This window comes from Methylobacterium sp. CCH5-D2 (assembly GCF_001556475.1).
In the GTDB taxonomy this organism is placed as follows: Bacteria; Pseudomonadota; Alphaproteobacteria; order Rhizobiales; family Beijerinckiaceae; genus Methylobacterium; species Methylobacterium hispanicum.
On sequence record NZ_LSIX01000607.1, the window covers coordinates 1 to 1,523 of the forward strand.

2 protein-coding genes and 1 pseudogene are annotated in these 1,523 nt (G+C 75.8%); 1 reads left to right on the plus strand and 2 read right to left on the minus strand.

Annotated features, from left to right (window positions below; genetic code table 11):
* Positions 1-406 (plus strand): annotated as a pseudogene (locus tag AX737_RS15570) (7-carboxy-7-deazaguanine synthase QueE); the annotation flags it as partial.
* Between the two features lie 7 nt (positions 407-413).
* Here the strand turns inward: AX737_RS15570 and AX737_RS15575 are convergent.
* Together AX737_RS15575 and AX737_RS15580 are read right to left on the minus strand one after the other, a co-directional pair.
* Positions 414-926, minus strand: coding sequence for a hypothetical protein (locus tag AX737_RS15575; protein WP_066922768.1), 513 nt, complete (start codon positions 924-926; stop codon positions 414-416).
* Between the two features lie 179 nt (positions 927-1,105).
* Positions 1,106-1,523: N-acetyltransferase (locus AX737_RS15580; RefSeq protein ID WP_066922770.1), on the minus strand; the 418-nt coding region annotated here is incomplete at its 5' end.

Genomic DNA, 1,523 nt, shown 5'->3' on the forward strand with positions numbered 1-1,523 from the left:
GACCTGGGAGGGCGGCGCGCACGCGCGCTACGTGGTCTTCACCGGCGGCGAGCCGCTGCTGCAGCTCGACGCCCCGCTGATCGACGCGGTCCACGCCCGCGGCTTCGAGATCGCGGTCGAGACCAACGGCACGCTTCAGGCCCCCGAGGGCATCGACTGGATCTGCGTCAGCCCGAAGGGGGCGAACCCGCTGGTCCAGCGCGGCGGCCACGAGTTGAAGCTCGTCTTCCCCCAGGCCGGGATCGATCCGGCCGCGCTCGCCGACCTGCCCTTCCGCCACCGCTTCCTGCAGCCGATGGACGGCCCGGCCCAGGCCGAGAACACCCGCGCGGCGGTGGAATACTGCCGCCGCGACGCCCGCTGGCGCCTGTCGCTCCAGACGCACAAGATCCTCGACATTCCCTGAGGCGCGCTCAGCGCGGCCCGCCGCCCCGGCGCATGGCGATCTCCTGGCCCTCCTGGCGCACAGCGCCCGAGGGCGCCTCGGCCGCGTTGGGGATCGGATGCATGCCCTCGTTGGCCGTCCGGGAGGTGGGCCGGCCCGCGGCCGGGTCACCGGCCGCCCGCTTCATCGCGAGCGCCCGCCGGGCATTCGCCACGAGGCCGCCGCGCGTGGCCTGCACGCGCCGCCGCTCGTGCTCCTTGTTGGCGCGCTTCACCGCGGCGGCGAGCAGCGCCGCCTTCTCGCGGCTGCCCGCGTCGTCGCTCGCGGGCCGCGTTCCGGACGGGGCGGCCCGGCCCCGGATCTCGCGGCGCTGGCGCTGGGCGATGCCGCGGGCCCGGTCGCGCCGCTCGCGCAGGCGCCGCAGCAGGTCGAGGAGATCCCCGTCCCCGATGGACTGGATGCGCGGATGGTGGGTCTGGCCGACGAGCTCGGCCTCGTCGGCGGTGAGCAGGCGTGCTTCCCGGCGGCTGGAGACGGACATGGGCGATCCTCCCTGAAGGCTTCGCGTGGCTCTCCGGGCGACCACGGGCCGCCCGACGATGCTAACGCAAAGCCCCACGGGAAGCGCCGTTCCATGCCTTGTCCCTGGGCGTGCGCTCGCTCACACCGGGATCAGGACCGAAGGATGATCATCGAGGCCGCCCCGCGGGGACGGCCCGGTCAGGCGGCGCGTCGTCGCGCCACCGCGGCGTAGGTATCGACGACCGGAACCGGCGCGAGCGCGCCGGTCGCCCGCAGGATGCCCTGGGCACCGGCAAGGGCATCGGGGCGCAGCTCCAGCCCGAGGAAGCGCGGGCGCTCGAACGGGCCCGGCATGGCGAGATCAGCCGCCACCGCCCCGTCGAAGCCGAAGCGGGCGTAGTAGGGCGCGTCGCCGACGAGCAGCACCGCGCCGTGGCCGAGCGCCTCCGCCCGGCCGAGCGCCGCCTGCATCAGCACGCTGCCGAGCCCCTGGCGCTGGATCGCCGGATCGACGGCCAGCGGGCCAAGCAGCAGCGCGGGGCAGCCGCCCGCATCGACGTTCCACAGGCGCACGGTGCCGACGAGCCGGCCGGCGCGCGTCGCCGTGCGCCTGTGG